We start from the raw sequence: 26,304 nt of genomic DNA, 5'->3' as shown, positions 1-26,304 counted from the left end.
GAGTATTTAATCTGAGGAGGCGTTATCGTTTTGATCTAAAGAAGATTGGGCTAAAGGTGAGGATGTGTTCTTTTCAAGAGCTTGGTTGATTTGTTCGGTGGTACAGGAAATAGTGGGCTGGGTGCCTTGGATGAAGGTTTCTAACCTAGTTGAGGGGCAAGCAGAACAGGTAAGAGTGTTGGTGAGAGTGCAAATGGGAACCTTGACAATGTTGGATGGGGTGGGGAAGGTAGTTGGAACGGTGTTTTTAAGGATTTGTGAGGTAATTTGACTCCAGATGGGTGAGGCTCCGGTGATGCCTGAAGCAATGCGACTCATGGGTGAGTTATCGTTGTTGCCAACCCAGGTAGCAACTAGGAGTTCAGGTGTATAGCCAATGGTCCAGTTGTCACGCAGATCATTGCTAGTACCGGTTTTAACGGCGACTTGGTAATCAGGGATGTGGAGAACTGAACGAGAGCCAAATGCAGGAGTTCTGGCTTGGTTGTCAGAGAGTATGTCGGAGATTAAATAAGCGGTTTCTGGTGAGATGACTTGATGTGGTTGGCAGTTGGTATTTGTAGTGGCAGCTTGAACAGTGAAGGTGGATTGATTGGTATCGGTTTGGGGTAGGTTGCAGAGATTGAATTTAAGAGGTTGACCGGAGGAGTCTTTGATGGAGAGGATGGGATTAAGGGGTACGTGAACACCTAAATTGGCGAAGGTACCGTAGACTTCAGCCATGTCGGTCATTTTGACCTCATTACTTCCCAGGGTAAGAGAAAGGCCGTAGCGAGCAGGGTTGTCCCAGGTGGTGATACCCATTTGTGATGCTAATCTGGCCATTTGGATAACCCCGTTTCTATTTAGGAGCTTGATGGCTGGAACATTATATGATGAGGCAAGAGCGGTTCTGAGCGTAACGGCTCCGTGGAAACGTCCGTCATAGTTGTTGGGAGTGTAGGGTTTGGATCCGGGGAGATTAAAGGTTATGGGAGTGTCGTGGATAATGGTTGAGGGAGTCAGTCCGGTTTCAAAAGCAAGAGCATAGTTGATAGGCTTAATGGCTGAGCCTGGTTGGCGAAGACTGGTAGTTAGGTTTACCTGACCATCGTGAGCAATATCAAAGTAGTCTTTTGATCCAATCATAGCTAGGATTTCGCCGGAAGGAGGGTTGGTGATAAGTACGGCTCCGTTGTTGACATGGAGATTTTTAAGTTGATCAAGCTCTTGATTGAGGATGGATTGGGCAAGGTTTTGGATATCTAGGTCTAGAGTGGTGTGGACTTGGAGACCTCCGTGGGTGACAAGTTCTTCGCCGAAGTATGAGACGAGGAGGTCTTTGATATACATGACGAAATGAGGAGCAAGAATACTGGTTTGGGGTGGGGCGAAAGTAAGGGGGGTATTAAGCGCGTCTTGATATTGTTGAAGGGTAATATACTCATCTTCAAGCATGCGATCTAGTACTTGGATTTGACGTTGCTTGGCGAGTTCTGGGTGGGCACCAAAAGGTGAGTAGCGAGTGGGTGATTGCGGTAGGCCAGCAAGTAGGGCTGACTCGGCTAGATTTAGATCTGAGACATTTTTGGCAAAGTATTGTTGAGCGGCTTCCTGAATCCCATATGCTGGGCCACCGTAGCCAACTTGGTTGAAGTACATCTGGAGAATCTGGTCTTTACTGAAGATCAGTTCGGTGTGAATAGCAAGAATAACTTCTTTGATTTTGCGTTGTAGGGTTTTTTCGTTTGTAAGTAAGGTATTTTTAATGAGTTGTTGGGTGATGGTGGAACCGCCCTGGATCTCTTGAGTAGTAAGGTTTCTTTGAATGGCACGGATTATGCCTTTTAGCGAAAGGCCTTGATGAGAGTAGAAGTGCTTGTCTTCAATAGCGATGGTGGCTTGGCGAGTATGGAGGGGGATATCTTCCAGAGAGACTAGAGTGCGTTTTTCTTGGTCATATATCTTGTAAAGAAGTCGACCGTGTCGATCAAAGATTTGGGTAGTTAGTTCCGGCTGTAGATTTGAAAGTTTTCGTGGCGAGGGTAGATCTTTAAGAATCCAGTAATAAAGAAAGGTGGAGATGAAAATAAGCGTGAGGACGGAGAGATTGAGGAGAGATGGGCGTAGTTTTATGCGAGGCGAAGGGAGTTTGGGAAAGTGGGGTGGTTGTAAATGGGGTAATTGAGGAATTGAGAATTGGATGGGGTGATGAGTTTTTTGAGAAAAATGAAGCTTCAGATTAGGCAGGTGTGGAAGACCAATCTTTGGTATAGATGGTTTGGAAAGACGGGGTAAGCTTACGTGTTTAAAGAGGTTTAAAATTGCAGGAGGGAGGTTGAGGGTGGCACGACCGATTAAACCAAGTAAGTTGAGAGTTTGGGTGATTGTAAAGTTGGAGAAGAGGATGAGGAGGAGAAGAATGTTGAAAACAGGACGACCAAGATATTTGAGGAATTGAGTGACTCGATTTATAGGATTGTGATTGATTGGCAGCTTATTTTTGTGTTGCTTGTTTGATAGATGATTTAGGGTATTAAAGTATTTTGTGATTTTATGGGTGAGTTGGTATAGAGATCTGTTTATCAATGACCCCTGTCCGGTGTGGCGCATTGGGACAATTTTAGCAAGGTTAGGGGATGAAAATAAAGAGAGAAAATATTAGAGATGATGTGTTTTGATCTCTTTTGATTGGTTATTTGAGAAATTTGTGTTGAAGAAGCTGCCATAGTTGTGGCCAGTGTCCATCATATCCAAGAGCCCAGATAGCGATTCCGGCAATATTGCTTTGGTTGACCAGATCATATTTTAGAGAAAGGGAATGTTCGTCTTCGTAGTGGATTTGTTGGATATTGCCTTCAGTGTCGGTGTAGGTAATCCAAGGAGTAAGGGTGGTGTCGTTCCAGTGAGTTGAGAGGCCGAGAATAGCTGATCTGTCTTCTTGGTTTGATGATGTTAGGAGTTCCTGGATGCGTTTATAAGTGGCTGTGGCACCGGTTTTTTGATAGGTGTTGCTTAAGAACTCAGACGTGGTGGTTTGCCATTGATAGCCGTAGTAAGGAACTCCAAGAATAATTTTTTCAGCAGGGATTATTTTGGAAAAGTCGGCGATAGTTTGGGCTACGTCATATTCGAGACAAGTCGATTGGTCTGATGATGATTCTGAGCATGCCCCTCTTAATGGGGCGACGGGTCCGGCTTGGGATGAGGATGAGCGGAAGAAGTCGTAGGCCATAATAATAACGTAGTCAATGTGAGGAGTGATGCTGGCGTAATCCCAAATTCGGTTTTTAACGGCTGAGTCTGCGAAAACATCTATACTAACTTCACAGCCAGGACGCGTTTGTTTGCAGACAGAGCTTAATTGTTTTACAAGAAGAGAAAAGTTATTTTTAGTTTGAGTGTCTGGAGTGCCAACATATTCGAAATCAATATTGATCCCGTCAAAGTTTTTTTGATCAAGAATCTCCATGGTTGAGTCGATGACCTGTTGGCGGTGATCGGGATTATTGACAAGTGACTCAATTAGTTTTTGGGTCATGGCTCGCATGACAATGATAGTCTTACCTCGGGCGGATTTGGTTGAACGGAAAACCTGATTGGCTTGGCTTGAGTTGAGTTGATTCCAACCTGGTTCAAGGGTGTTGTCATCACTGATTTTGTGGATAGTTCCGTCTGGGTTGTAGTCTAGACCAAAATAGGCGACATGGGTGAGTAGGTGATAGTTGAAATTGTCGGATTCATTCATGTTCCAGAAAGGTAGAAAGCCGTAGATGATTTTTTCTGGATGTTTTGGGTTAATTCCTAATATATCGGCGACTGGATTAGCAATTTGGGCTAGTGGTGAGAGAAGGGGTGGAGGAGTGGAGCGAGTTAGATAGATGATACCGGCAAGAATGAAGGCTGTGAGAGAGAGAATGACAAGGATGATAGGGCCAATATGAACACGAGAAGGTTTTGGAGATGGTGATGGGGGAGTGATTTCCATGGTGATAATTGTACCTTGTAGAAAAAAGACACCCCTGGGCGGGTAGGCACAGGGGTGTTGTTCTTACTGTTCCGGGTTAGTCGTTCACAACGACTGCTGGAGAAGAAGGGGACTGAGCCTCGTCGGGTTCCAGGTCTCCTAGTGGTTCACCTTGATCAAGGATTCGGTTAAACAGCTCCCATGCCGCATCCGGATCATCTGGAGCAAGGTGTTCTAGCTCTTGGGATGACATGTTGGAGTAATCAATCGTTGACATGCCGTTTTCTCCTGTAAAGCAGAAAGAACGATGGGGATAGTTTAGGGGAGTGGAGGATAAATGTCAATATTATGGGTTCGTTTGTGGTTAGTTTATGGGTGGTTGAGTGGTATTGATCCAGGAGGTGGGAGTGATGTTTTTAGCTTTGAAGAGATCGTAGTTGATGATGAAGGTGGGGTAGGAGATTTTGCCCGTGGGAATTTGTTCATCGGGATTGTCAGGGTTGGGCTTGGTTTCTTGGGGATAGGCGCAGTCAAGGCAGAATTCTTGAGTGAAGGGGTCTGAGACAACGGTGTGTTCTTCAAGATTGAGGTCAATAACCTCTTCGCCTGGAAGAAGGGGTTGGTTGGTGTCCCGCCTGATCCAGATTTGCTTGCGAGTGGGTAAAGTGGTGGAGGGGAGAGGGAGGTGATCTTTAATGAAGATTTCGTTTCGGGTGTCACAAGGGGCGTCGGGAGAGGCAAGCAGACCAGTTAGGGTACAGACTTGGGCATCGGCGATACCTTGGGGGCGAGTGGGAAAGCGGTCTTTTTCGTCTTTTAGGACAAAACGCATGATATCGTTCCAGATGGGCGAGGCGCCGGTAACACCTGAGGCAACGTAGCTCATGGAGGTGTTATCGTTGTTGCCGACCCAGGTGGTGACGAGATAGTCGGGAGTAAAGCCAATGGTCCAGTTGTCACGTAGATCGTTGGTGGTTCCGGTTTTGACGGAGACAGTATGTCCAGGAATGACGAGCTCGCTGCTTGATCCAAAGGCGCCAACCCTGGCATTGTTGTCGAGGAGGATATGGGAGATGATGTAGGCTACTTCTTCAGGGAGGACGGTGGTAACCTGAGTTTCGGGAATGGTGATGTTAAGAGTTTGGTTGCCGGGTTTTTTGCCAAGTAAGCGATCAAAGAAACTGGAATAGGGTGAGGCAATTCCCAGATCAACGGAGGTGGTTTGAGTGGTTGGGTTGTTGGATGAGCGTGGTTTGCTCCAGAAATCATCCCAGTTGAGGGGCGAGGTTGAGGCGAGGTCGGCGATGGTTTCAAGATTGGTTTCTTCAAGAACTTGTCCGGTATATGTTTCAACTTTTAGAATTGGATTAAGGGGTACTTTGACGCCCGAGTTGGCGAAGACGCCGAAGGCGACTGCCATGTCAATCATGCGGACTTCTCCACCGCCTAGAGTGAGTGAGAGACCAAAGCGATCGGGATTGTCCCAGCCAGTGATGCCCATGGCTGAGGCAGTGGCGATCATAGCGTCAAGACCGTTGAGGGCAAGTTGTTTAACTGCAGGGATGTTGTAGGAGTTACCAAGAGCGAAGCGCATTTGGGTCGGCCCGTGCCAGGTGTTGTCATAGTTTTTTGGGCAATATGCTTTTTGGCCAGACTGAGTGAAACAAGTGGGTATATCAAGATACATGGTGGAGGTTGGCCAACCCTTAAGGAGTCCGACGGCGTAATTGAGGGGTTTGATTGAGGATCCTGGTTGGCGGTAACGGAGGGTGATATTGACAGCTCCGTCATGTTCTTTGTCGAAGTAGTCTCTTGAGCCGATCATAGCAAGCACTTCTCCGGTTTTTGGCTTGGTGACTAGGGCGGCTCCATTACCGACCTTGAGACGTTCTAACTTGTCAACTTCGGCTGATAGGGAGGCTTGGGCGTATTCTTGCAGATTAAGGTCTAGGGTAGTGGTAACTCTAAGTCCACCAAGGTTGACTAAATCTTCGCCGTAGCGGTCGACGAGAAGGTCTTTGATCCAAAGGACGAAGTGGGGAGCTTTGATGGTTGATTTAACGCTGGCATAATTTAGTGATTCATTCTTGGCAGTCTCGAGTTCTTCTGAGGTGATATATCCATCTTCGTGGAGACGGCGAAGGACTTGTTCTTGGCGTTGTTTGGCTAGTTCGGGGTGAGCACCAAAGGGCGAGTAACGGGTGGGGGCTTGGGGAAGTCCGGCAAGTAGGGTGGCTTCTGCAAGAGTGAGGTCTTTGGCTGATTTATTGAAGTATTGACGGGCTGCTGTTTCGATGCCGTAAGCAGTGCCACCGTAGGGTACGTTGTTGAGGTACATCTCTAGAATTTGGTCTTTGGAGTAGATAATTTCGGTGAGAATGGCAAGAGCTGCCTCTTTGATTTTACGTGAGATGGTGCGGGACGGATCATTAAGCAGAGCAGTTTTGACCAATTGTTGAGTGATGGTGGATCCGCCTTCGAGACGCTGGCCAGTGAGGGTTTTGAAAGCGGCTCGGGCAATGCCTCTTAAGTCCAGGCCATGGTGGGAGTAGAAGTTTTTGTCTTCGATGGAGATGGTAGCTTGGGTGAGATGATCGGGTAAGTCTTTGATGGAGACTGGAGTACGGTTTTGGTCGGTGTAAATCTCGTAGAGAAGTTGGCCATGGCGATCAAGAATTTGAGTTGATACGGGAGCAGGACGTTTGGATAGAGAAGTGGGATTGGGGACATCTTTAAAGAGGATAAAGCCAATTGTGAAGAGTAAGGTAGCTATCAGAATACTGATGATTATTATGTGTTTACGCTGGAGGTGGGGGAGATGGAGTTGAGGATGAGGAAGCCGGAGGCGTGATAGGGAAAGAAAATGAGACAACTTTATCTTTCGAGATTGCTTGGTTTTTGGTGTCGGAGAGGGAGGGGTAGTTTTTTTTGATCGAGATTTTGAAGCCATGGGGACATTATATAGTTTGATGGATTGATAATGGAGGGGTCATGTTATTATGGGGGGTATGTTTAAAGAGCAAGATTGGTTTGAGTACTTAGAGCCGACAATGCGTGATTTGGTTGAGGAGGCTTATTATTTGCTCGACCGTGAAGAGATGGGCGCTGAAGAGCTGGTGGATTATTCGTTTGTGGTTTTTCCGATGGCGAAAGCATATGAAGGTTTTGTGAAGAAGTTCTTGCATAATATTGGCTTAATCAGTGAGAAAACTTACCTGAGTAAGCACTTTAGAATTGGGAGAAGTTTGAACCCGAGTTTGCCGGCTAAGTATAGGAATGGTTGGTGGTTGTTTGATGATTTACAAAGGATGTGTGAAAAAACAGATGATGCTGAGTATAAGAAGTTTCCTAGATTAATGTGGAAGGCGTGGAGAGAAGGAAGAAACATGATTTTTCATTATTTTGCTGGTAGAGAGAGGCTAGTTAGTCTGGAGGAGGCGCGAAAGTTGGTGGATGGTTTTCGAGAAGTAATGGAAATGTCTGTAAAGTGCCGGGTCATGCTCAAGTCGCCTAAAGATTGACCCTGTTGGTTTAGGCGTTCTAGAATGGTTGAAGATGAGAAGTAAGAAGGATGGGAGTTTTTTGAAGGTGTTGATGTATTACGTCTATTTGTTGGCAGCTTGGGGTTTGTTTAGATTGTTGATAAGATTGCCGGAGGTAATTGAGGAGCTGTGGTTTAAGCCAGTGGTGTGGATGTTACCTTTGTGGTGGCTGTGGTCAAGGGAAAAGAGGAGAGTCAATCTGTTTAAAGGATCTGTTAAAGGAGCGTTAGTTTGGGGAATGTCTTTAGGTTTGCTATATGGTTTGGTGGCGTGGTTGGCTGGTTGGAGTAAGTATGGAGAGATAAAACTGGATGGTGAGGCGATGGGGTGGTTGGATGTAGTGGGAATAGGATTGGTGACGGCAGTTACTGAGGAGGTAGTTTTTTCGGGTTATTTGTTGCAGAAGATTAAGGGTTTTGTGGTAAGTGAATGGGTGGCTATTACTCTTACCGGATTGGGTTTTGCTTTGTTACATTTACCAATTGCGATATTCGTATATGGGTATGGTGGCGGGGAGATGTTGGGTTTTTTGGTAGTTATTATGTTGATGGCAATGGGTAATTATTGGGTGATGATGAGAACAAGAAACGTGATTGCGCCGATACTGAGTCATTGGTGGTGGGGGGTGGCGATTTATATGTTTGGTTAACCAGGAAAGCTTTACAAAACTTGAGAGTGGGTGTTAGGATGATGGCCAAGCTATGTATCAATTGACAAAAAAACTGGGTCGGGATATTGCTAAACAGGTTGAGAGTAACTTTGAAGAGCAATCTAAGTTATTAGCGGAGTTGGTAAGGGCAAAGAGTGTTAATCCTGGAGATGGGGCAATGAGAAGCGCGCAGGTTGAGGTTAAGGTAGCCAAGTTGATTAGAGGTAAGTTTCGTGATTGGGGGTTGCGGCCAAGGTATTTGAGGGCCAGAAGTGGTAGACCAAATTTGGTGACTACTTGGGGTCCGGCAAGATCAAGAAAAAGTATCTTGTTGGTTGGACATATGGATACGGGTGGGGTTGGAAGCGAGTTGATTAATACACCATTTTCTGGAATTGTTAGAGACGGAAGGTTGTATGGAGTAGGAGCTTTGGACATGAAGGCAACATTGTCGGCTTATATGTTTGCGTATAAGGCATTGGCTGATTTAGGGGTTAGATTGGATGGGAAGTTGAGAATGGCGTTTGTAGCTGATGGTATGGGGGAGGGGGCGAGTAAGATTGGTTTGGCATATTTGATTAATAAGGGGATTAAAGCTAAGGCGGCAATATTGGGTAAACCAGGAACTGATAAGATTGCTATTGGACACAGAGGTGGTTATAGGTTTTTACTCAAGACTTATGGAGAAGCGGTAAATACAGGGAGAAGGGCGTGGGAAAGAGGCAAGAAAGGAAAGAATGCCATATTACAAATGGATAGGGTGATGAGAGTTTTGTCTGGTTTTGATCTTCCTTTCAAGCCGGCTAGGGCTTTTCCAGGAAGGTTGCCGGTGTTCACTTTTCCAACAAAAATTAAAGGTGGAACAAGTGTTAATGTTGTACCTGACAAGTGTGAGGCGTGGGGGGATGTTAGATTAATGCCTGGGAATACGGATGTGCAGGTTCGTTTATGGATCGAGGACCGGTTGTCTGGATTGACTGATTTGGAGTGGGATCTGGAGGATTTATTGTTTGTGCCATCGATGGAGATTGAGAGAAGTGAGGGGTTGGTACAGGTGCTGGCTGAGCAGGCTAAGGAAGTGTTGGGTAAACAACCTAAACTTGAAGGGTGTGGGCCCTGGAACGATGCTTGGATGTTAACAAGTAGAGATGTCCCTTGTATTGCTGGTTTTGGTCCAGATGGGGGTGAGGGAGCGGAAGGTGAGTGGGTTGACTTAGAGAGTTTAAGGAAAGTGACTGAGATTTATGCAAGGACCATATTGGAGTATTTGGGAGAGAGAAAGGTAGGGGTTAAGTAGTAGAGCTTGTGTAATTGGAGTAGAATGGAGGGAGAATGAAATTGTTGAGGTTAATGGCGGTGGTGATGGCTGTGTTAATACTGGGTGTGTCCATGGTGAGAGCTCGAGAGGAGACTGTGAGCGTGAGTGAACCAGGAGTTGGCATGGGAGTCAGCGAGATGATTGAGGAGGGTGAGGTGATGTATGAGTTGCCCTATCCAGGGTTATTGCCCGGGCATTATTTGTATCCTCTTAAAATGATGAGGGATAGGGTGGTTGAGTGGTTGACTTTTGATCGTGGTAAGAAAATAGAGTTAATGGTTTTGTATGCCGACAAGAGAATGGCTGCTGCTAAGGTGCTGTTGGAGAGAGGGGAGGAGGATTTAGGAGTGGAAACTGGTTTGAAAGCAATGATGTATCAAGAAAGGGCAATATCGATGATAGAGGAAATTAAAGTTGAGGGGGAGAATGTGGGGGTTTGGGCTAATAGTTTAGAGCGAGGAACAGCTAAGTATAGGGAGACTTGGCGTGGTTTAGTAGAAAAGGTGAGCGAGAAAACGAGACCGAGAATGGATGAGTATAAGGATAGAGCCAATGAACATAACAAGAGATTGCAGAGAGTCTTGGAGAGAGAGTAGTGTTTATAGGTTTAAGAATTAGTGGTTTCAATTGGAAAAAAGAAAGGGTTGTTGTCTGGATTAAACGGTACATTTTATAGGAATGAGTAAGAGGTGGTGGTGTTGTTATTGGTTGTTTTTACGCAGTGGTGGTGGGATTTGAGCTTTGGGACTGATTAGAGTAATTTATGCGGTATTTGAGCTGGGTGATATGTTTTGGTATATATGGATAGGGTTGACAGGTTAACGGTAGTGTTTTAGGGTATTTCTTGCCACTATGGGTGGTGCTTGCGAATATGAATTTGAATTAAAGAATATGCGGTGTCCGTATTGCGGAAATGAGAATTCAACAGTGTTGGAAAGCCGGTCTACAGGTGACAGTGGAGAGGTGAGGCGGAGACGAGAGTGTTTGAAATGTAAAAAGCGGTTTACTACTTATGAGAAGGTAGGAAATATTGATTTAAAGGTGGAGAAACGTTCGGGTGAGTTAGAAGAATTTAGTCGGGATAAGTTGGAAAGAGGGATACAGAAGGCGTGTTGGAAAAGAGGAATAAGTGAGGAAGAGATCGAGAGTGTGGTTGATGAGATCGAGATGAAGCTATTGAATCGAAAATCGACCACGGTAAAGAGCACGGATATTGGTAAGTTAGTGCTAACGAGGCTTAGAAAGATTGACGGTGTGGCTTATTTAAGATTTGCTAGTGTGTATCTGGATGTGGATAATTTAAGGGATTTTAAGGCGGTGATGGAGGAGTTGGAGATTAAAAAAGCTAATTAGTATTTATTTTGTTAAAAAAATGGCAGTTTCAGCAACAATTTACGAGATTAAAAAAGAAGAAAAAGAAAAAGAGAGAGAAGGAGATGATATTGAGTATAGGAAAGTAAAACAAGAGATGAAGGATTACGGGGAGGTGATGAAACTAGTTTCTGCTAAGGCGGGAGATAGGCCAGAATTACCGGATGATTTACCAGTCGGACAGTGGTCTGAGCAAGCACTGAAGGTTTTAAGAGAAAGATACTTGGATAAAGATGCTCAAGGTGAGGTGAAAGAGACGCCGGAGGAGATGGTGTGGAGAGTGGCTTTCGCGATTGCGAGTGCTGAAGTGGTTTGGGGGGCTGATAGGAAAGCAGTAATTGAGCTAGCTAAAAGTTATTACAAACTAATGGTGTCGCTTAAGTTTTTACCTAACTCACCAACTCTAATGAATGCGGGTAAGGGTAACGGATTGCAGTATTCGGCTTGTTTTGTGTTGCCAGTGGAGGATTCTTTGGTTGGTATATTTGATGCAATTAAATGGCAGGCAATTATTCATCAGAGCGGAGGAGGCACTGGTTTTGGGTTTAGTAGGTTGAGACCGCAGGGAGCGTTTGTGAAAACCTCGAGAGGGGTTGCCAGCGGTCCTGTGTCGTTTATGAAGATATTTGACGCGGCAACACAGCAAGTCAAGCAAGGTGGAACAAGAAGAGGGGCTAATATGGGAATGCTTAGAGTGGATCACCCAGATATTAAAGAGTTTATTACTTGTAAGCTTGAGGGGGGGATAACAAACTTTAATATTTCAGTGTTGGCTACCGACGATTTTATGAAGGCTTTGGAGGAAGATGGTGAGTATGAGTTGGTGGCTCCACATACAAAAGAGGTAGTTGGTAAGGAGCGAGCAAGAGAGATTTTTGATTTAATTTGTGACTCAGCTTGGAGGTCGGGGGATCCCGGAATGGTGTTTATTGATCGGGTTAATGCGAGTAAGGCTAATCCAGTGCCGAGTTTGGGGCCAATAGAGAGCACTAATCCATGTGGAGAACAACCGCTGTATGGTTTTGACGCGTGTAATTTGGGAAGTATTTTCTTAAGATATTTTGTTAAGGACGGAAAGGAAGGTAGAGGGGTTGATTGGGATGGATTGAAAGAAGCGGTTTGGCAATCAGTTAGGTTTTTGGATGATGTGATCGAGGTTAATCCGTATCCTTTACCGCAAATTTGGGAGACGGTTAGAAAGATTAGGAGGATTGGTTTGGGGATTGGTGGTTGGGCAGACATGCTGTTTTTGTTGGGAATTCCTTATGATTCTAAAGAGGCTTTTGATTTGGCTGAGAAAATCATGAGATTTATTAGTGATGAGGGGCATAAGGCTAGTGAAGCGCTGGCGGAGGATCGGGGCCCATTTCCTTTATGGAGTGAGAGTATATACAAAGAAGGTAGGCCGCTTCGTAATTCGACGGTGACAACGATAGCGCCAACTGGGACGATTTCGATTATTGCTAATTCAAGCAGTGGAGTAGAGCCGATTTTTGCATTGGCATATCGACATACAGTTAAGGATGAGCATATTAATAGAGAGTTGGTGTTTGTAAATCCGGTTTTGAGAGAGATTGGAGAGAAAGAGGGTTGGTGGAGTAAAGAATTGGAGGAAAAAATTGCAGAAACGGGTAATGTGCACGATGTGAAAGGAGTGCCTGATAAATGGAGAAAGGTTTTGGTAACCAGTCACGAGATCAAGCCGGCTGATCATGTAATGATGCAAGCGGCATGGCAGAGGTATACCGATAACGCAGTAAGCAAGACGATTAACTTACCGAATGAGGCAAAGGTCGATGATGTAGCTCAGGCATATCTGCAAGCCTGGTCGGAGGGTTGTATGGGAATTACGGTATATCGAGATGGTTCAAAAGATTGGCAGGTCTTAAACGTGGGAAGCAAGACTGATAAAAAGACTGATGATAAGGGGATGGTTATCGAGGAGAAGAGTGAAACTCGGTCTGAGGTGGCGGAGTTACGAGTAAGGCCGAAGAAGTTAGTTGGAAGTACATATAAGATCAAGACTCCGGTGGGGACGGCGTTTGTGGTAGTTAATAGTGATGATTTGGGTAACCCTTTTGAGGTGTTTGTAAATGTGGGTAAGGCGGGGACACATGTTACAGCCGATGCTGAGGCGATTGGTAGACTGGTGTCGCTTTCCCTGAGAGTACCTTCCGTGTTACCAGCACGTTCTGTGGCTGAGGCTGTGGTTGAACAATTAGCTGGAATTGGGGGGGCAGAGAGTGTGGGTTTTGGTAATGGTAAGGTGCGAAGTTTGGCGGATGGAGTGGCAAAGGTTTTGCGAGAGCATATGCAACCAGAAGTTGAGCAGGAAGTGAAGGGTGGGAGTAACGGTTTTGCGAGTAAATCACCACTATTGGATAGTGTGAGTAGTGGAGATCTGGGTGAGGTGGTGCAGCAGGAAGCGCTGCCTTTAACCAAAGAGAGGCGGGATTTGTGTCCCGAGTGTGGGCAAGCGACTTTGGTAATAGAGGAGGGTTGTTCAAAGTGCTACTCATGTGGGGCGAGTAAGTGTTAATAATTTAGAGATGGTTAAGAGTAGCGTGGGTAAACAAGGGATGGTATATGTGTTTACTGGTGAGGGTAAAGGCAAAACCTCGGCTGCTTTGTGGACTGCGGTGAGGGCAGCAAAAACTGGAATGAGAGTGGTAGTAATTATGTGGTACAAGGAAGCTAGGTGGCCAACTGTGGACCAGGAGATTGGGGAAAACTTTGAGAATATGGAGATTTTTCTGATGGGAAGGGGTTTTTATCAGTTACCGACTGATCATGCAAGTGTCAGTGATCATAAGGAAGCGGCAAAGATGGCTTTAGAATTAGCAAGAGAAAAATTAAGAAAAGTGGATCTATTGGTGTTGGACGAGGTGGTTAATGCTATAGGAGATGGTTTGGTGAATGAGGATGAAATTGTTGGGTTGCTTGAGTCGAGGGGTAAGACACACTTGATATTAACAGGGAGGGGGGCGGGTAAGAGATTGATTGAGCTGGCTGATTTGGTAACAGAGATGAAGAAAATAAAGCATCCATTTGATCGGGGGATTAAAGCGGTACGTGGTTTGGATTACTAAGGATTTTAGGTTGGGATGAGGTGAGATCAATGATAAGATAGGATTATGACTGCCCTAGAGAGAGAAGTGCGACAGAAGACTGCTGAGGAAATAGCTGCGGAGGAAGTAGACAGTTATTTGGAGAGAGTGGAAAAACAGGTGGAGGTAGACAATGATGGAGGGGGGGTAAAGCCGGTTGTTAGTGGTCAGGTGAGTCTGCCTAAACAAATTGTTGATGATCATGGTCAGGTAGTGGCTCAGTCTGTACCTGATGAGGCGGAGATAGTATTGCCGTTGACGGAGGGTGAGATGAAAACAGGTTTGAAAAGTAAGGTGTCAAATAGTTTGCGTTGGTTGGCTGAGTGGAGCGTCATGATTATTAAAAAATACCCCGGTAGGGTGTTTTATAGACAGGTAGGCAATGAATAGTGGTATAGATTTGTTAACAAATATGACGGAGTGGGTGAGTATGGTTTTTGGGATAGTGGCAGTATTGTCGGTAGTGGTGATAGTAACGGCTGGTTTGGGAGTGGCAATGATGCAGTGGTTTAAATATAAGAATCGAGAGGAGGTAAGCTTACGATTTGTGGTGATGCAGATTTTGGTGCCAAGAGATAATGAGGTGAAAATTGAGGCGGCAGAACAGATGTTTGCAGCGCTGTATTCAATCAAGAGAGGTGGGTTTTGGCAGAGATTTAAGGCTCAGCAGCACCTGAGTTTTGAAATTGTGGCAAAGAAAGAAGCGATAGCGTTTTATGTGTCATGTCATGAGAGTTTGGTCTCATTAGTAGAGAAGCAAATCTCGGGAGCGTATCCAGGAGCCGAGGTGAAAGTGGTTGAGGAACCTAATATTTTTAGTGAAGAGGGAAAGGTTGAGTTTGCTGAGTTGGTAGTAAGGGATAAAAGCTACATGCCTTTGAAAACATATAAAGAGCTGGCGACTGATCCTTTAAGTTTGGTAACAGCAACACTGGCAAAGATGGGAGAAGGTGAAGCGGCGGCAATTCAGGTATTAATTTCCCCAGCAGATTCGAATTGGAGTAAAGCGGGTAAGGAGTATTTGAGTGGTTTGAAAAAAGCGGAGGCTGATCCTGAGAAGGCCAGTTTTAAGATGTCACCCGAAGATATGCAGGCTGTGGATACTAAGGTGGGTAAACCTGGTTTCTTAACAACAATTAGGCTGGTGAGTGTGGCTCCGACTCAAGAGCAAGCTAGGGCTAACTTAAATAACGTTAAGGGGGCTTTTTCTCAGTTTAATTCAGAGATGAATGGTTTGAGTGGGAAGTCGATTGGGTGGAAGAGTCAGTTTATGGTTGATTTTATTTATCGCTATCAATCAATGTTTGGTCAGAACTCAATTTTATCGAGCGATGAGTTAGCAACACTCTGGCACTTGCCGAATAAAACGATTGAGACGCCACATATTGTGTGGTTACCAGCGAGAATGGCTCCGGCGACTGGTGGTATTCCAACTTCAGGTTTGTATTTAGGTAAAAGTGTTTATCGCGGCCAGGAGAGGGCAATACATATTACCGAGAAAGATCGAATGAGACATATGTATGTTCTGGGAAGGACTGGAACAGGAAAGACTGAGTTGTTAAAATCGATGATTTTGCAGGATATTAAAGCTGGTCATGGAGTTTGTTTTTTAGAGCCGCATGGTGAGGGTATTGACGAGCTGTTGGAGTTGGTGCCGCCGGAGAGAGCCGAGGATGTTATTGTTTTTGATCCTGCAGATACGGAGAGACCGATGGGGTTTAATTTGCTGGAAGTAAATCATGAAGAGGAGATGCATTTTGTGGCTAGCTCGATCATTAATTTGATGTATAAGCTGTATGATCCGCATAAGACGGGGATGGTTGGTCCTCGATTCGAGCATGCGATCAGAAATGCGATGTTAACTGCGGCCGTGGTACCAGGGGCGACCTTTATTGAGGTAACTAGGATATTGCAAAACGAAAAATATGTTCAGGAGCTGTTGCCTAAAATTAAAGATCCGATTGTGAAGAGGTACTGGACTGAACAGATTGCTCAGACAAGTGAGTTTCACAAGAGTGAGACTCTTGACTATATCGTGAGTAAGTTTGGCCGATTTATTACCAATAAGATGATCAGAAACATTATTGGCCAGAGTCAGTCTACTTTGAATTTCCGCAAAGCAATGGATGAGGGTAAGATTGTGTTTCTCAAGTTATCAAAAGGATTGTTAGGTGAAGAGGATGCCAACTTTTTGGGATTGGTGTTGGTGCCAAAGATTTTGGCGGCAGCTTTATCAAGACAAGATATGCCAAGAGAAGAAAGAAAGCCTTTTTTCTTCTATGTGGACGAGTTTCAGAATTTTGCCACACCAGATTTTGCTCAGATTTTGTCAGAGGCTAGAAAGTACGCCCTTTCTTTGACGGTGGCTAACCAGTTTGTGAGCCAGATTGATGAGGAAGTAAGGAATGCAATTTTTGGTAATGTGGGAACCATGGTGGTGTTTAGGATGGGTGTTTCTGATGCCAACATTATGGCTCAGGAGTTTGCGCCGGTGTTTAATGAGTCTGATTTGACTAATATCCCGGCTCAGACTACTTATGTTAAGACGATCGTGGAGGGAACACCGGTACCACCGTTTTCGATGAATGTGTGGAGGGACCTTGAGGCGGAGAAAAGAATGGGGGATAGACGAGTGGCTGAGATGATTAAGGAGTTGTCTAGGTTGAAATACGGTAAGGATAGGGAAGAGGTTGAGAATGAGATAGAGAGACGAGGACAGTTATAGTGGTTGATAATTAAGCTGGAGAGTTGAATTGGGGGGGGTTATAATTAGTGGATGTCTTCTTCGGTGAGTAAAAAGAAAAGTAAGCAAGATCGTATTTTAGTGTTGGGAGAATCGCCTCTTAATGAGGGTTGGTGGCAGGAGGATGGTGGGGATGATTGGATTGATGAGGCGGGAAGTGAGGATGAGTCGATGGTGGTTTCAGGAGAGATGGAGGTGGGAAACAATAATCATCCGGTGACGATTAAAATTACTGACGAGGTAAGTGGTATGGAGATGGAGATGGCACATGTTAAAAGCGCTTTGCTGATAATTGAGGATGAGAGAAAGTCAACAGCTGGGTGGTTGTCTATGGTGGTCGGGGATATCAATAAGTTGGCCGGAGTGTTGAGATTTATTGCGCGGGCAACAGTTGATGAGTTAAGAAGATTGTCGGGAAGAAAGAGGGGGTAGATTAAAGCTCCTCGAGTTTTGGCTTGTCTTTGGCGGTTTTTTCTTTGATGAATTCGAGATATTTTTCGGTAGTAGAAAGACGTTTGTGGCCGACAAGTTTGCTGACATAAACAAGAGGGGTGCCTGAGGTGAGTTGGTGGGCGATAAAAGTATGTCTAAGGTCGTTTACTTTGGCGTCTTCAATGCCGGCTAGGCGGAAGTAGCGGTCAATACTACTCCTGATGTTGCGAACTAAAAAGGAATTACCCGTTTTGGTGACAAAGACATTTTTTGTATCGGTTTTAGGGCGGTCTTCGAGGTAGAGTTTGAGGGCTTCTTTGGCAGAGGAATTAAGGGGAATAGTGCGGGAAGGGTGGGACTCGTAGGCACGGATAGTGATTTTATCTTCGTTTAGATCAAGATCTTCTAATTCAAGATTGGCAAGTTCACCAATACGCATACCTGTTTGAAGAAGAAGTTCGACAATAGCGCTGATACGAACATCATCGCGACAAGCGTCTCGAAGTGCGCGATATTCGATTCTAGTAAGAATTCGAGGTGGCTTAAGTTGATATTTGGGATGAGTTACGGTCGTGGCTGGGTTTGAGTCAATCTTTTTTTGAGACTGAAGATAGCGAAAGAAAGATTTGATGGAGTTAATTTTGCGGGAAATTGATTTAGCAGTATAGTTTTTATCGGCTAAGTAGGCCTTGAAGTCATTGATGTCCTGTGTATCTACTTGTTCGGGGCTAGTTTTGCCGGTTTTTGCCACGAAATCGAGAAGTTGTTCGATATCTTTAGTGTAGGCTAAAATGGTGGCAGTGGCCCTGCCTGTAGACTCGAGGCTTTTTTGGAACTCGTTTTGAGCAGAGCGAAAGGGATTGGTTTGATCCATGAGTTATTTTTAGATGATTAGTTATATATCTTCCTAAAAAAGATTATCGGATATAATGATATCACGCTGGTTTTACAACGTCAAGAACTTAGGGGGTATTGGATTGTGCTTAAATTATAGATAAGATATGGCTAAGAGAAGGCAGATAGTAAAAGTAATCTTGTTGATGGTGTTGGTGTATTTGAGTTGGGTTTTGGGTAGGAGCCTGTGGGATTTATATCAGGCTAAGGATCGTCTTGTTGAAGCAGAGGTAAATTTGGAAGAGGTTAAGGCTGAGCAGGAGTTGTTGTCTGCACGTTTAGAAGAAGTTAGAAGTGATGAGTTTAAAGAGAAGGAAGTACGTGATAAATTGACGCGAAGGTTGCCAGGTGAAACGGTGGTGTTAGTGCCTGAGGTTGAGTTGGTAGAAAGGGGATTGAGAGAGAAAAACGAAGAAAAGAGGCCAAATTGGCAAAAATGGTGGGATCTGTTCTTTGGAGAATAGATGATTTTGGTTGCGGGCCCGGGGAGTTGAACCCCGGTTAAGAGAGATTATGCACGGTTATCTCCAATTGCTTGGAGTGTCGGACTATATCATCATCCCTTATTTATTGGGGAGCCCGGCGTGTAGTCTCTACGGGGTCAATTACGACTTCCCTCGGGGTTGCCCACTTATTTCGTGGGTTTCACCGATATAGCCAGGTTTTCGATTGCGATTACTCACAAAAGGGCCCATTTGAGCCTCTCAAGATACCGACCTTCCGCCCGCATGTTAAGCACATAAAATGAGCTTGTGTGTATTATACAAGGCTAACTTGGGATTGACAAATTCGGGTTATTTTGGGGTAATTGAGATATGGATAAGGTCTTGGTTGGATAGGTAGTCATAGTTCATGTGCGAAAGAGTAAGAATTTATTGAGAAGAATGAGGGGTTGGATGGCTGGTTTAGCCATGGAATGATAGAATATATAAGGTAGATCTGGCAGGGTAGCTCAGTTGGTTAGAGCATGGGATTCATAAACCCAAGGTCGCGAGTTCGATCCTCGCCCCTGCTACATAATTTGAGTTGGTTCACAGTTGTTGTGAAACAGGTTAGAATGTTGCCATGAAGAAGCGAGTTTTGACAGGAGACAGGCCGACGGGAAGATTGCATATTGGTCATTTTTTGGGGTCTTTGAGAAATAGAGTAGAGATGCAGGAAACCCATGATCAGTTTGTATTGATAGCCAATGTGCAGGCGTTGACAGATAACTTTGATGATCCAGGAAGAGTTAAAGATTCGATTTTAGAGTTACTGTGTGATTATTACGCAGTAGGTATAGATTTTGATAAGACAACGGTGTTTATCCAGAGTGAGGTGCCACAGATTCATGAGATTTTTGTTTACTTGGCAAATTTTGTGACAATACAGCAGGTATCACACAATCCGACTATAAAGACTGAGTTAAAACAAAAAAGGATGGAGAAAAGTACGCCGTTGGGCTTTTTTATGTACCCGGTACACCAAGCGGCGGATATATTGTGTGTGAGGGCTGATCTGGTGCCGGTGGGTAAGGATCAGGCGCCAATGGTTGAGGGTACAAGGGATTTGGCGAAAAAGTTTAATGAGATGTATGGTAAGGCGGTGTTGACTGAACCTGAGGCGGTGTACGGTGTGGAGAAGAATGTGCCTGGGGTTGATGGAAATGAGAAGATGGGTAAGTCGCTTAATAATGCGATATATTTGGGTGATTCCCGAGATGAGTTGCGAAAGAAGGTTTTCTTAGTATATACAGATCCTAATAGGATTCATGCAGATGATCCGGGTTCGGTGGAGGGAAACATTGCCTTCACTTATCACGACTTATTTAATAGTGATAAAAGCGAGGTTGAGGACTTGAAATCAAGATATCGGGCAGGGAAGGTGGGAGATGTTGTGGTGAAGGAGAGGTTGTTTGAAGTGATGGATGAGTTTTTGAGTCCGATTAGGGAGAAGAGGCGTGAGGCTGAAGAGAGAAAGCAGGAATTGTTGGAGAAAGCTTTAGAGGGAAGTAAAAAGGTGAGGGAGATTGCCGATGAGGTAGTTGGAGAGATGAAGGAGGCTATGAAAATTAAGTTTTAGAATGAAGAGTGAAATAAGTTATGACCAGTTTGGGGAGCTTGATCTACGGGTAGGTGAGGTGGTGGCGGCAAGTTTGCCTGATTGGAGTGAAAAACTGGTTAGGTATGAGGTGGATTTTGGAGAAGAAATAGGAAAGAGGGTGATGTTTTCTGGTATTCGAGAGTGGTATGGACCTGGGGAGTTAATTGGTAAAAAGTATGTGTTTGTGGTTAATATGAAGTACAAAAAAATGGGTCCGGAGGAAAGTCAGGGGATGATGATAATGGTGGAGCAAGAAGGTAGGCCAGTACTGATGCCAGTTGATGGGAGAGTTGTAAATGGTAGTGAGGTGAGGTAGATATGACCGGATTAAGATTGAGTTTGGATGAGTTTCTTTTGAGTTTGAAGCTGGCTCCGCGGATGGTGGTGGAGGTGGTTGTTGAGAACAAAGAAGGTGGATTATTGATGCTGAGAAGGCAAGGGGATCCTTTTAAGGGAAGTTGGCATTTGCCTGGCAGTTTTCTGATGAAGGGAGAAAGTATAAGTGAGTGTGTTAGGAGAGTATTGGAGGATGAGTGTGGCCAAGGAGTGGACTCAGGTGTATGGCAGTTTGTTGGGTTATTTGAGAATCCAGATGGTGATCCACGAGGTCATTTGATTCATTATGTGGTTAAAGTAGAAGATATTAAGGTGGAAACTGATTCTAGGAAACATTTTTTTACGACCTTGCCGGAGAAGGTGATTGGTTATCAGAAGCAGTTTTTGTTTGAGTTGGGATATAAGTAGGTGATGGTTTGAGGCTTTGAGAGCTGGTACAATGAGCGAGATGGAAAATAGGGATAAACGTTTGCCCGAGGAAAGAATTAGAAAGATAGAGTTGGGTTTCAAGATGAGGCCGAGAAGGTGGCTGATGTGGCTATTGATAGGTTTGCTTTTCTTGCCGTTTGCTTTGTCTTTGATGGATCCATCAATGTTATTGGATGAGGTACCGATTTCACAAGCAATTAGTGATATTAAGGAAAATAGGGTGAGAAAGGTCAGTTTGAACGGTGATGAGATTTTGATGGAGTATGTAAGTGAGGAGATTAAGATTTCAAGAAAGGAAGAAGGGTCGAGTTTTATTGATACCCTTCAACAAGAGGGTGTTAATCCTGATCAGGTTGAGATATCGGTTCAATCACAGGCAATGGGAAGATTGATGGCTTCGTTGTTGTTAAACTTACCAATTCTTCTGGTGATGGGATTCTTGTTGTATATGATGCTGAAGCAAGCTAAAGGGGCTCAGAGTAATATTTTTGGATTTGGCAAAAGTACGGCGAAGGTTTTTGCTAAGGGTAAACAAAATGTGACTTTTAAGGATGTAGCTGGAGTAGATGAGGCTAAGAGAGAGTTAGAGGAGGTGGTGGATTTCTTGAAACGTCCTAAGAAATATCGAGCATTGGGAGCGCGGACACCTAAAGGGGTGTTGTTGATTGGTCCGGCTGGGGTAGGTAAAACGCTGCTAGCTAAGGCGGTGGCGGGCGAGGCTGGAGTGCCATTTTTCTCAATGGCTGGAAGTGAGTTTATGGAGATGTTGGTGGGGGTGGGAGCTTCAAGGGTGAGAGATTTGTTTAACACGGCTAAAAAGGCTGCACCAGCAATTATTTTTATTGATGAACTGGATGCGATTGGTAGAGTGCGAGGTATGGCTGGATCGGTGGGGGGACATGATGAAAGAGAACAAACTTTGAATCAAATTTTGGTGGAGATGGATGGGTTTACGCCAAATGACAATGTAATAGTGCTGGCAGCGACAAATAGACCAGATGTGCTTGATCCAGCTTTGGTGCGTCCGGGAAGATTTGATAGAAGAGTGTCGTTAGATATGCCAGATATTGAGGGGAGAAAGGCGATATTGGCGATTCATGCCAAGGGTAAGCCGTTTGATAAAGGGCTTGATTGGAACAGGGTAGCAAAGAGGACGGTTGGTTTTTCTGGAGCTGATTTGGAAAACGTGCTTAATGAGGCAGCGATTCAGGCAGCTCGGTCGGCAAAAAAGGCAATTAGTGCTAAAGATATCGAGGAAGCGGCAACGAAGGTGAAGTTGGGTCCTGAAAAAAGGAGATTGCAAAGTGATTTAGAAAGGAAGATGACAGCTTATCATGAAGCTGGTCATGCTGTGGTTGGCCATATGCTGCCGGGAGCAGATCCAGTGCACCGGGTGAGTATAGTGAGCAGGTTGATGAGTTTGGGGCAAACCTTGGCTTTACCAGAGCGAGATAAGTATCAACAAACTAAGTCTGAGCTGATTGATATGATGGCAATGATGTTAGGTGGTAGGGCGGCTGAAAGGTTGGTATTTAAGGAACTGACAGCCGGAGCAGCTAATGATATTGAGAAAGTGACTCGAGTGGCTCGAAAAATGGTGGTGGATTTTGGCATGAGTGATTTGGGCCCAGTAGCTTTAGGGCCGATGTGGGAAACATCGGAGTGGGGAAGGAGTTTTGTGGAGCCGGATCAAGTGTCGGAAGAGATGAAGGCAAAAATTGATAAGGAGGTGAAGAGGTTGGTTGATGATGCAATGAAGACAGCTGAAGCTGTATTGCGTAAGAATATGAAGAAAGTGGATAAGCTAGTTGAGGTTTTGTTAGCTCAAGAAACAGTAGAAGGAGAGGAGTTTGAAAAGATAATGGGTGTTAAGAAGGCTAGTAATGAATAAGGTAGAATAGGCCGTATGACAGGCCAGAGAATTGAGTATAGAACTGTCGGTATCGAGGTGGCTGAAAGTGAAGCTAATTGGGTAAGGTTAGATTGGAGTGGTCATGAGATAATTGTGGCAGCTCGGAAGTTGGATGGTCCGGTGGTGGTAGTGAGAATGGACAATGATAATGGGGATGTGGTTGAGAGTGTAGATTTGGGTGAGGTAGATCAAGATATCGAGATAACATGGACGGTTAAGAGATTAGAGTTATTGTTGATGGAGGTTGAGGCGGACGAGCTGATGCTGATTGATTCTGGTAAACAATCTCGTTGTAAACCAGTTTTATTAACAAAAGAGAGAGGTGAAGTGGTGTCTTGGAAAAGAGTTAAGGATAGGAGGTTTACTCGAGGATGGCGCTGGGAGAGAGATGAGCAGTTTAATCCCGAGGATGAGGTTTTTGTATTTTTGAATGGTGAGACAGGTGATATATCAGTGAGAAATCGGAAAGGGGTATGAGTAAAAGATTAGTTTTAGTTGATGGAATGGCCATTTTGCATCGGGCGTATCATGCTTATCCATTGAGTTTAACTGCACCCGATGGTGAGTTGACTAATGCGGTTTACGGTTTTACGACAATACTGATGACGGTGATTGAGAAACTGAAGCCGAGTCACGTGGTGGTAGCTTGGGATGTGGGAAAGCCGACTTTTAGACATAAAGAGTATGAGGGATATAAGGCTAAAAGAGAAAAGCCTGATGATGAGCTGATAGGACAGATCGGCAGGACTCAGGAAGTGGTTGAGATGCTGAATATTCCACAGTTTGGAGTAGAAGGGTATGAAGCGGATGACGTGGTGGGTACTTTATCAAGGCAAGCCATTAAGGATGTAGAGAGTGAAGTAATTATCGTAACTGGGGATAGGGACGCTTTACAATTAGTTAGAGACGAGAAGGTAAGAGTTTGGATGCCGGCGGCTCCAAGTCGGCAAGGTCAGTCAAGGGGGTCGATGTTGTATGACAGAGAGGCAGTAGTGGCAAAGTACGGGATGAGACCAGAGCAGTTGGTAGATTTAAAAGCGTTAATGGGTGATATCAGTGATGATATTCCCGGGATTAAGGGGATTGGTGAGAAGACGGCTAGTAAGTTAATAATTGAGTTTGGTGGATTGGATGAGTTGTATCAAGTTTTGAGGAAAGATAGAAGCAGGGTAGTAGAGTTGGTAGGTGAAAGATTCACTCGAATGTTGGAAGAAGGCGAGAAAGATGCGTATATGTCGAGAAAATTGGGAAAGATTGTGTTGGAGGTGCCGGTTCAGTTGTCTTGGAAGAAGTGTAAGCTGTCAAACTATGATCGTAAAAGAGTGGTTGAGTTGTTTGAGAAATTGGCGTTTAGAAGTTTGATAGATAAACTGCCTAATGATGAGTGGGATGAAAATTTGGAAGGGTTGTTTAGTTAGGTTATATTATGATGATGATTGATAAAAGTTGGGTATATGTTCTTTTGGCCTTAGGTTTGGCGGTATTGGCTGGGCTGGGTATTGTAGCTGGTCAGGTGGAGGTGACCCCGCTTAGTCCATCTGGAATGGGTTTTTAATAAGCAATTGATATTAAACTATGAAGCGAGATGTGTTGGCTTCTTTGAGTGACGAAAAGTTGGTTGTTTATGTGAGAGAGAAGGATAAGGAGGCATATAGTGAGGTGGTGAGGAGGTATGGTGATAAGCTGTGGAGGTATGTTCAGTATATGATACGAGATGGAGATTTGGCGGCTGAGATAGTGCAGAGAGCTATGGTTAAGGGATATGAGAATTTAAACAGTTTTGATGTAAGGAGAAAGTTTAGCTCGTGGATATATCGGATTGCTCATAATGAAACGATTAGTGAGATGAGGGGTAGAAAGAAAATTTTATATTGGCCACTGGATGCTGATTTGTGGGGGGTGTTTGAGAGTAGGGAGCAGAGTCCTGAGGATAAACTTGATGATAAACTGATGAAGGAGTGGTTGGACAGTTGTATGGCGGAGTTGAGTGAGAAATATCGGGCTGTATTAGTATTGTATTATCTTGAGGAGAAGAGTTATGAAGAAATTAGTGAGATTTTGCGTATTAGTATGGGGACGGTGGGAACTAGATTAAGCCGGGGTAAGGCTTTGGTAAAAAAATTATGTAAGCGAAATAATGGAGAAAGATAAGGATAAACAAAAGTTTGAGGAGGAGGTGATGAAGAAAATTCATAAGGGTCAGATACGGATGCGGCCAAGAATTTATTTTGTACTCGGGTCGGTAATGGTGGGGGTGGGATTGGTGTTGTTGGTGGGATTGGGCGCTTTGGTAACGCATGCGTTCTATATCCGGTTTGTGGTGTTGGCTCGAATGGGATTTGAAAATGTGAGTTTGGGATGGTGCTTAATGTGGATGAGGTTCTTCCCATGGGAAATGTTAATTGTGGCGATGTTAATGATATTGGTGGGCGGATATTTATTGAGGGAGTATGAGTTTGTGTATAAACGAGGGTTGGGTTTAGCTCTGGTGGTAATGGTGTTGGTGATAGTAGTATTAACGATATTGATGAATTGGATCGGGTTAGGTGGTTTTTTTAGGCAGAAACCTTTGTTAAAACAGCTATATATGTATCAGGAGCACCCTAGAGGATTGGATGAGTGGAGAGAAAGATATCTTGGGCCAGGAACACCTGGTTCTGGAAAGGTGAGAGGGATAAAGCAATTTAGACATTTGTGAAATATTTCTTGAGAGTTGGGCGTAGTATAGGTAGTCACCCGTAAGAGTTTGGATATAAGTTAAGGGGTGAAGGAAGGGAGGTGAGTTTGGAATGAATAGAATGAAAAAGACAATTGTGTTGCCAGTGGCGGCATTAGCTTTAATGGCCATGTTGGCGTATGGAGTGGGCCAGGTGAAGGCTGATGAACAATTTAAAAACCATCCGTTGGTTCAGTTTATTGCCGAGAGATTTGATTTGGATGAAGAAGAGGTGTTGACGGCAATGGAGGATTTTCAAGAACAACGTTATGAGCAGGTGGGGGTTCAGTTCGAGAATCGATTGACTCAGGCGGTGCTTGATGGCAAGTTAACTGAAGATCAGAGAGAAATGATTTTGCAGAAACATGAGGAGATGAGGGCTGAGCAGGAGAGTAATTGGACGGCTTTAAGAGAGATGTCTCCTGACGAGCGTCGAGATGAGATTATGGCTCGTCATGAAGAGCTAAAGTCTTGGGCAGAGGAGAATGGTATTGATCTGTCATATTTTAGTATGGGAATTGGACGTGGTTTAAGGATGCATGGCATGAGTGGAGAGTTTGGAGCGGATTGGTAGGCCCTTTTTTGGTCGACTAGCACCCTCGAGAGAGGGTGCTTTGGTGTCTAGAGTTGCAGATTGGAGAAAACGCGATAGATAAGGATAGCCGGCCATACAATGGATTTGAGAATACCGATTAAGCCTTCAACGATGGTTGAGGACTGTTGGAGGTAGTAGACAAGAGCGCCAACTAATCCAAGGCCGTATATTGTGTTGGCTGTTGCGTGACAATTGGGGTTCGTGTCATTAGGTTTTTTATTGGTAGCCATAC

Annotated in this window: 27 protein-coding genes and 1 tRNA gene; 22 read left to right on the top strand and 6 right to left on the bottom strand. The window is 44.5% G+C overall.

Going from position 1 to position 26,304, the window contains the following annotated elements; genetic code table 11:
* Positions 1-6 precede the first annotated feature (6 nt).
* From MICH65_RS00485 to MICH65_RS00470, 4 genes are all read right to left on the bottom strand, one after another.
* Positions 7-2,592, bottom strand: coding sequence for a transglycosylase domain-containing protein (locus tag MICH65_RS00485; RefSeq protein WP_161931482.1), 2,586 nt, complete (start codon positions 2,590-2,592; stop codon positions 7-9).
* 82 nt (positions 2,593-2,674) lie between these two features.
* Positions 2,675-3,967, bottom strand: coding sequence for a glycosyl hydrolase family 18 protein (locus MICH65_RS00480; protein WP_161931481.1), 1,293 nt, complete (start codon positions 3,965-3,967; stop codon positions 2,675-2,677).
* Positions 3,968-4,043: 76 nt separating this feature from the next.
* Entirely contained in the window at positions 4,044-4,199 is a 156-nt protein-coding gene (locus MICH65_RS00475; RefSeq protein ID WP_236870857.1) for a hypothetical protein, read from the bottom strand.
* A 111-nt stretch (positions 4,200-4,310) separates the two neighbouring features.
* A complete protein-coding gene (locus MICH65_RS00470; RefSeq protein ID WP_161931479.1) occupies positions 4,311-6,896 on the bottom strand; it encodes a transglycosylase domain-containing protein in 2,586 nt (861 codons plus the stop codon).
* A gap of 58 nt (positions 6,897-6,954) precedes the next feature.
* Between MICH65_RS00470 and MICH65_RS00465 the strand changes: the two genes are divergently transcribed.
* From MICH65_RS00465 to MICH65_RS00420, 10 genes are all read left to right on the top strand, one after another.
* Entirely contained in the window at positions 6,955-7,467 is a 513-nt protein-coding gene (locus MICH65_RS00465) for a hypothetical protein (RefSeq protein ID WP_161931478.1), read from the top strand.
* Between the two features lie 34 nt (positions 7,468-7,501).
* The gene (locus MICH65_RS00460; protein WP_161931477.1) at positions 7,502-8,137 is read left to right on the top strand and encodes a CPBP family intramembrane glutamic endopeptidase; all 636 of its coding nucleotides are present in this window, start codon (positions 7,502-7,504) and stop codon (positions 8,135-8,137) included.
* Between the two features lie 52 nt (positions 8,138-8,189).
* Positions 8,190-9,434 (top strand): M20 family metallopeptidase, encoded by a 1,245-nt coding sequence (locus MICH65_RS00455; RefSeq protein WP_161931476.1) that lies wholly within the window; start codon positions 8,190-8,192, stop codon positions 9,432-9,434.
* A gap of 35 nt (positions 9,435-9,469) precedes the next feature.
* Positions 9,470-10,051: a DUF5667 domain-containing protein gene (locus tag MICH65_RS00450; RefSeq protein WP_161931475.1), complete on the top strand. Its 582-nt coding sequence runs from the start codon at positions 9,470-9,472 to the stop codon at positions 10,049-10,051.
* 256 nt (positions 10,052-10,307) lie between these two features.
* Positions 10,308-10,808, top strand: coding sequence for a transcriptional regulator NrdR (nrdR, locus tag MICH65_RS00445; RefSeq protein ID WP_236870856.1), 501 nt, complete (start codon positions 10,308-10,310; stop codon positions 10,806-10,808).
* Between the two features lie 19 nt (positions 10,809-10,827).
* A complete protein-coding gene (locus MICH65_RS00440) occupies positions 10,828-13,365 on the top strand; it encodes a vitamin B12-dependent ribonucleotide reductase (protein WP_236870855.1) in 2,538 nt (845 codons plus the stop codon).
* A 10-nt stretch (positions 13,366-13,375) separates the two neighbouring features.
* Positions 13,376-13,915, top strand: coding sequence for a cob(I)yrinic acid a,c-diamide adenosyltransferase (locus MICH65_RS00435; RefSeq protein WP_161931474.1), 540 nt, complete (start codon positions 13,376-13,378; stop codon positions 13,913-13,915).
* A 45-nt stretch (positions 13,916-13,960) separates the two neighbouring features.
* Positions 13,961-14,323, top strand: coding sequence for a hypothetical protein (locus MICH65_RS00430; RefSeq protein ID WP_161931473.1), 363 nt, complete (start codon positions 13,961-13,963; stop codon positions 14,321-14,323).
* Entirely contained in the window at positions 14,316-16,658 is a 2,343-nt protein-coding gene (locus tag MICH65_RS00425; RefSeq protein ID WP_161931472.1) for a type IV secretory system conjugative DNA transfer family protein, read from the top strand. The genes MICH65_RS00430 and MICH65_RS00425 overlap by 8 nt, the downstream gene beginning before the upstream one ends.
* Before the next feature lie 51 nt (positions 16,659-16,709).
* Positions 16,710-17,108, top strand: coding sequence for a hypothetical protein (locus tag MICH65_RS00420; protein WP_161931471.1), 399 nt, complete (start codon positions 16,710-16,712; stop codon positions 17,106-17,108).
* A 1-nt stretch (position 17,109) separates the two neighbouring features.
* Here MICH65_RS00420 and MICH65_RS00415 read toward each other — a convergent pair whose 3' ends face one another.
* Positions 17,110-17,982: a tyrosine-type recombinase/integrase gene (locus MICH65_RS00415; RefSeq protein ID WP_161931470.1), complete on the bottom strand. Its 873-nt coding sequence runs from the start codon at positions 17,980-17,982 to the stop codon at positions 17,110-17,112.
* Between the two features lie 127 nt (positions 17,983-18,109).
* Here MICH65_RS00415 and MICH65_RS00410 point away from each other — a divergent pair, with 127 nt between their 5' ends.
* The 12 genes from MICH65_RS00410 (at position 18,110) to MICH65_RS00360 (ending at position 26,051) form a co-directional block, all read left to right on the top strand.
* Positions 18,110-18,466: an FtsB family cell division protein gene (locus MICH65_RS00410; RefSeq protein ID WP_161931469.1), complete on the top strand. Its 357-nt coding sequence runs from the start codon at positions 18,110-18,112 to the stop codon at positions 18,464-18,466.
* Positions 18,467-18,943: 477 nt separating this feature from the next.
* Positions 18,944-19,017: transfer RNA gene (locus MICH65_RS00405), tRNA-Met, on the top strand.
* Positions 19,018-19,067: 50 nt separating this feature from the next.
* Complete coding sequence (gene trpS, locus MICH65_RS00400; RefSeq protein ID WP_161931468.1) at positions 19,068-20,063, top strand: tryptophan--tRNA ligase; 996 nt, start codon at positions 19,068-19,070, stop codon at positions 20,061-20,063.
* A gap of 1 nt (position 20,064) precedes the next feature.
* Positions 20,065-20,400 (top strand): methionine--tRNA ligase, encoded by a 336-nt coding sequence (locus MICH65_RS00395; protein ID WP_161931467.1) that lies wholly within the window; start codon positions 20,065-20,067, stop codon positions 20,398-20,400.
* Positions 20,401-20,402: 2 nt separating this feature from the next.
* On the top strand, positions 20,403-20,828 hold the full coding sequence (locus MICH65_RS00390) for an NUDIX domain-containing protein (RefSeq protein ID WP_161931466.1): 426 nt from the start codon (positions 20,403-20,405) through the stop codon (positions 20,826-20,828).
* Positions 20,829-20,868: 40 nt separating this feature from the next.
* The gene (gene ftsH / locus MICH65_RS00385) at positions 20,869-22,740 is read left to right on the top strand and encodes an ATP-dependent zinc metalloprotease FtsH (RefSeq protein ID WP_161931465.1); all 1,872 of its coding nucleotides are present in this window, start codon (positions 20,869-20,871) and stop codon (positions 22,738-22,740) included.
* A 15-nt stretch (positions 22,741-22,755) separates the two neighbouring features.
* Positions 22,756-23,238 (top strand): hypothetical protein, encoded by a 483-nt coding sequence (locus tag MICH65_RS00380; RefSeq protein ID WP_161931464.1) that lies wholly within the window; start codon positions 22,756-22,758, stop codon positions 23,236-23,238.
* Positions 23,235-24,179 (top strand): 5'-3' exonuclease, encoded by a 945-nt coding sequence (locus MICH65_RS00375; RefSeq protein WP_161931463.1) that lies wholly within the window; start codon positions 23,235-23,237, stop codon positions 24,177-24,179. Before MICH65_RS00380 ends, MICH65_RS00375 begins: the two co-directional genes overlap by 4 nt.
* Positions 24,180-24,187: 8 nt before the next feature.
* Complete coding sequence (locus MICH65_RS04400; protein WP_256375679.1) at positions 24,188-24,316, top strand: hypothetical protein; 129 nt, start codon at positions 24,188-24,190, stop codon at positions 24,314-24,316.
* A 20-nt stretch (positions 24,317-24,336) separates the two neighbouring features.
* Entirely contained in the window at positions 24,337-24,912 is a 576-nt protein-coding gene (locus MICH65_RS00370; RefSeq protein WP_161931462.1) for an RNA polymerase sigma factor, read from the top strand.
* Positions 24,899-25,459 (top strand): hypothetical protein, encoded by a 561-nt coding sequence (locus tag MICH65_RS00365; protein ID WP_161931461.1) that lies wholly within the window; start codon positions 24,899-24,901, stop codon positions 25,457-25,459. Before MICH65_RS00370 ends, MICH65_RS00365 begins: the two co-directional genes overlap by 14 nt.
* A 100-nt stretch (positions 25,460-25,559) precedes the next feature.
* Complete coding sequence (locus tag MICH65_RS00360; RefSeq protein WP_161931460.1) at positions 25,560-26,051, top strand: hypothetical protein; 492 nt, start codon at positions 25,560-25,562, stop codon at positions 26,049-26,051.
* 47 nt (positions 26,052-26,098) lie between these two features.
* Here the strand turns inward: MICH65_RS00360 and MICH65_RS00355 are convergent, their stop codons facing one another.
* Complete coding sequence (locus MICH65_RS00355; RefSeq protein ID WP_161931459.1) at positions 26,099-26,302, bottom strand: hypothetical protein; 204 nt, start codon at positions 26,300-26,302, stop codon at positions 26,099-26,101.
* Positions 26,303-26,304 lie beyond the last annotated feature (2 nt).

Source organism: Candidatus Chazhemtobacterium aquaticus, assembly GCF_009936135.1.
In the GTDB taxonomy this organism is placed as follows: domain Bacteria; phylum Patescibacteriota; class Microgenomatia; order UBA1400; family Chazhemtobacteraceae; genus Chazhemtobacterium; species Chazhemtobacterium aquaticus.
The sequence above is the reverse complement of the archived record's forward strand: the minus strand, read 5'-3'. Positions and strand labels throughout refer to the sequence as shown.

Excerpts from the sequence above, each read along its gene's own strand:
- MICH65_RS00485 (WP_161931482.1), bottom strand. The coding sequence starts at position 2,592 with ATGCGCCACACCGGACAGGGGTCATTGATAAACAGATCTCTATACCAA.
- MICH65_RS00480 (WP_161931481.1), bottom strand. The coding sequence starts at position 3,967 with ATGGAAATCACTCCCCCATCACCATCTCCAAAACCTTCTCGTGTTCAT.
- MICH65_RS00475 (WP_236870857.1), bottom strand. The coding sequence starts at position 4,199 with ATGTCATCCCAAGAGCTAGAACACCTTGCTCCAGATGATCCGGATGCG.
- MICH65_RS00470 (WP_161931479.1), bottom strand. The coding sequence starts at position 6,896 with ATGGCTTCAAAATCTCGATCAAAAAAAACTACCCCTCCCTCTCCGACA.
- MICH65_RS00465 (WP_161931478.1), top strand. The coding sequence starts at position 6,955 with ATGTTTAAAGAGCAAGATTGGTTTGAGTACTTAGAGCCGACAATGCGT.
- MICH65_RS00460 (WP_161931477.1), top strand. The coding sequence starts at position 7,502 with ATGAGAAGTAAGAAGGATGGGAGTTTTTTGAAGGTGTTGATGTATTAC.
- MICH65_RS00455 (WP_161931476.1), top strand. The coding sequence starts at position 8,190 with ATGTATCAATTGACAAAAAAACTGGGTCGGGATATTGCTAAACAGGTT.
- MICH65_RS00450 (WP_161931475.1), top strand. The coding sequence starts at position 9,470 with ATGAAATTGTTGAGGTTAATGGCGGTGGTGATGGCTGTGTTAATACTG.
- nrdR (WP_236870856.1), top strand. The coding sequence starts at position 10,308 with ATGGGTGGTGCTTGCGAATATGAATTTGAATTAAAGAATATGCGGTGT.
- MICH65_RS00440 (WP_236870855.1), top strand. The coding sequence starts at position 10,828 with ATGGCAGTTTCAGCAACAATTTACGAGATTAAAAAAGAAGAAAAAGAA.
- MICH65_RS00435 (WP_161931474.1), top strand. The coding sequence starts at position 13,376 with ATGGTTAAGAGTAGCGTGGGTAAACAAGGGATGGTATATGTGTTTACT.
- MICH65_RS00430 (WP_161931473.1), top strand. The coding sequence starts at position 13,961 with ATGACTGCCCTAGAGAGAGAAGTGCGACAGAAGACTGCTGAGGAAATA.
- MICH65_RS00425 (WP_161931472.1), top strand. The coding sequence starts at position 14,316 with ATGAATAGTGGTATAGATTTGTTAACAAATATGACGGAGTGGGTGAGT.
- MICH65_RS00420 (WP_161931471.1), top strand. The coding sequence starts at position 16,710 with ATGTCTTCTTCGGTGAGTAAAAAGAAAAGTAAGCAAGATCGTATTTTA.
- MICH65_RS00415 (WP_161931470.1), bottom strand. The coding sequence starts at position 17,982 with ATGGATCAAACCAATCCCTTTCGCTCTGCTCAAAACGAGTTCCAAAAA.
- MICH65_RS00410 (WP_161931469.1), top strand. The coding sequence starts at position 18,110 with ATGGCTAAGAGAAGGCAGATAGTAAAAGTAATCTTGTTGATGGTGTTG.
- trpS (WP_161931468.1), top strand. The coding sequence starts at position 19,068 with ATGAAGAAGCGAGTTTTGACAGGAGACAGGCCGACGGGAAGATTGCAT.
- MICH65_RS00395 (WP_161931467.1), top strand. The coding sequence starts at position 20,065 with ATGAAGAGTGAAATAAGTTATGACCAGTTTGGGGAGCTTGATCTACGG.
- MICH65_RS00390 (WP_161931466.1), top strand. The coding sequence starts at position 20,403 with ATGACCGGATTAAGATTGAGTTTGGATGAGTTTCTTTTGAGTTTGAAG.
- ftsH (WP_161931465.1), top strand. The coding sequence starts at position 20,869 with ATGGAAAATAGGGATAAACGTTTGCCCGAGGAAAGAATTAGAAAGATA.
- MICH65_RS00380 (WP_161931464.1), top strand. The coding sequence starts at position 22,756 with ATGACAGGCCAGAGAATTGAGTATAGAACTGTCGGTATCGAGGTGGCT.
- MICH65_RS00375 (WP_161931463.1), top strand. The coding sequence starts at position 23,235 with ATGAGTAAAAGATTAGTTTTAGTTGATGGAATGGCCATTTTGCATCGG.
- MICH65_RS04400 (WP_256375679.1), top strand. The coding sequence starts at position 24,188 with ATGATGATGATTGATAAAAGTTGGGTATATGTTCTTTTGGCCTTAGGT.
- MICH65_RS00370 (WP_161931462.1), top strand. The coding sequence starts at position 24,337 with ATGAAGCGAGATGTGTTGGCTTCTTTGAGTGACGAAAAGTTGGTTGTT.
- MICH65_RS00365 (WP_161931461.1), top strand. The coding sequence starts at position 24,899 with ATGGAGAAAGATAAGGATAAACAAAAGTTTGAGGAGGAGGTGATGAAG.
- MICH65_RS00360 (WP_161931460.1), top strand. The coding sequence starts at position 25,560 with ATGAAAAAGACAATTGTGTTGCCAGTGGCGGCATTAGCTTTAATGGCC.
- MICH65_RS00355 (WP_161931459.1), bottom strand. The coding sequence starts at position 26,302 with ATGGCTACCAATAAAAAACCTAATGACACGAACCCCAATTGTCACGCA.